Annotated in this window: 3 protein-coding genes; 1 reads left to right on the top strand and 2 read right to left on the bottom strand. The window is 44.5% G+C overall.

What is annotated here, in order from left to right; translation table 11 throughout:
* The first annotated feature begins 330 nt into the window (after positions 1–330).
* Entirely contained in the window at positions 331–1,179 is an 849-nt protein-coding gene (locus AC1DUA_RS34310; protein ID WP_477503997.1) for a nicotianamine synthase family protein, read from the top strand.
* Here the strand turns inward: AC1DUA_RS34310 and AC1DUA_RS34305 are convergent.
* Entirely contained in the window at positions 1,142–1,903 is a 762-nt protein-coding gene (locus AC1DUA_RS34305; RefSeq protein ID WP_477503996.1) for a spermidine synthase, read from the bottom strand. The two genes, AC1DUA_RS34310 and AC1DUA_RS34305, sit on opposite strands and share 38 nt — an antisense overlap.
* A gap of 43 nt (positions 1,904–1,946) precedes the next feature.
* On the bottom strand, positions 1,947–2,314 hold a 368-nt coding region (locus tag AC1DUA_RS34300; RefSeq protein WP_477503995.1), incomplete at its 5' end, for a LysR substrate-binding domain-containing protein.

The raw sequence follows: 2,314 nt of genomic DNA, 5'->3' as shown, positions 1-2,314 counted from the left end.
ATCGTATATAAAATCGGGTTGGTTGCATGAAAACTCATTTCGATAACCTCCTAATAAATTAGTCTTTTCTCCTCCACACTCCACCAGAACCAGGGATAAATCCGCTTGCTGAATAGAAGGATGTATGTCTCGAATCATAATTAATGATTATTTCTTGCTCCAATGAACGACCCCCTTGTTTCATACGACTCTCCTGTAAATTTTCTCCACATAGATCAAACAATCCTTCCCTACTTTTCCTCAAAAGCAGAATTTCATTTCTAAATAACCAACTATTCGAATATATTGGGTTCAAGCAATTGTACGGAAATGGACTGGAGGTAAACGCTTATGGAATATTGTTCTGTGACAGAGCCGTCTAAGCGGATATCAGATTTGATAACTCTTGTAAAAGAGACCTATGATGTCCTTCACCGGGAGACGGATCTGTCCCCTTCCAACTCCGTGATCACGAAAACGATTTCTATTTTCACAGAGGCACTCAGGCAAACATATACACCAGAAGAAATAAAGTATGTAATGGATAATGTTGATATCACCACACTACAAAAGGGATTGCTTGCCAAGCTGTCTGAAGCCGAGTACCAGATGGAGTTATTCGACTCCCGTCACCTCTGCGCTCAGCCCGAATTCGGATTAGCCAACCTGTTCAAATATAAAAACTGGGGGAATTATGAAAGTCTTGTTGGCGAAGAGCTGAAGCAGCTCCGCAGGATCATTCGGCCGGAGGAGATTACTTCGCCGATTGTATTTGTCGGAAGCGGGCCTTTACCACTGAGTGCCGTGCTGCTTCACCTGAGATGGAATGTGAGTGTCTTCTGTGTGGATATCGATCCGGATGCTTGCGAGGCCGCGAATTTGATGGTGGAACGGAGTCATTTAAGCGATAAAGTCCAAATCGTGCTAGGAGACGGTGCGGAGTTCGATTATGCTGCTTTTCAACATGTGTTTATTGCGAGCCTTGTTACGCAAAAGGACAAAGTGCTTGAACAAATTCGCCGCACGAATCCGGACGCATTGGTCGCTATTCGCACAGCGGAAGGCATAAGAAGACTTATGTATGAAGCGATCAACGAGGAAGCGATAGCCGCGGCAGGCTGGCGACTGCTAGGTCGGACTTCGCCGATAGAAAATCGAGTCATCAACTCAGCTCGTTTCTATCGAATTTATCCCGAATGATATACCCTTGTTCGAGTTCAATCTCTATGAAGCCAGCCATTTGGCGTGCTTGGAACCCAATTGGCTTATTTCTTCCAATGAGAATAATATTATGAATGTCAGCGATGCCGTCTGACGGTAGAGAAAAGGCTTTGATATACGTAAATTCCTCGCTCAGCGTTGAATGGATAGCGTTCATGAGTTGGTCATTCTCACCTTTACCGAATAGGTTCATGATGATCAGTCCCGAGGAATCAAGTTTTTTTCGGCAAATTTCAAAAAAATCAGTAGAGATTAAATGAGCAGGCGTTCCTTTTTCAGTAAAGGCATCCAAGACAATAGAATCATAAGCATGCGGCGCTTCATTTGCGAGAAGTTGACGGCCATCACCAATGCTGACATTATCCCTACTGTATCCAAAAAACCTTTTGCTTATCTCCACCACTGTCTGATCTAGTTCTGCCACCTTGCATCGCTTCTCAGTCAGATGGCCAGCTATCGTCCCAATCCCATGTCCGATGATGAATACACTCTCGAAAGACGGGTTATTATGTTCAATTAAATGTAGGATAGCTCGCGGATATTCGAATAGAATACGTGCTGGATCATTCAAATCCATTGCTCCTTGGATGGCGTTATTGGAGAACTCCAACACGCGAAATCTCCCTTTTTCACCATACAAATCATTGGTGTCATATACGGATATCTCATGATTAGGGCTTAACGTTTTGAAAAGTAAATCCAAGTTATCGATCCCTTTCTGGTTGGTCTATGTTTGTGTTGCAAGCTCAAGAGGAAAAGGCTCCGGCCTTTTCTTTAATAAAGCTAACAAACTTCTGAGTTGCCGGGGACAGAAATCTGTCCTTTTTGATATGCAGACCAACTTCCCAACGCCAGCCTTCCTCTTCGATCTGAATCCATCGCAGACCTTCCAAGTGCAGTCCGGATGTTCTCGGCAACACAGAAACGCCAAGACCTGCCGCTACGAAACCTGCCACTGTAGGGAGATCCTCCGCATCATATGTGGATGCAAGAGTGAAATTCATGTGATGAACACGGGTCAGAAGCGAATCTCTTAACGAACAGTTGTGTTTCAGGCCCACGAACGGCTCCCCAGTAATTTCTTGCAAGCTGATTGATTCCCGCTCTGCAAACC

This window comes from Paenibacillus sp. 01T422, assembly GCF_056398785.1.
Note: the sequence above shows the minus strand (reverse complement) of the source record. Positions and strands in the feature narration are given on the sequence as shown.

What these genes read in the sequence shown, in the direction of transcription:
- AC1DUA_RS34310 (WP_477503997.1), top strand. Translation starts at nt 331, where the DNA reads ATGGAATATTGTTCTGTGACAGAGCCGTCTAAGCGGATATCAGATTTG.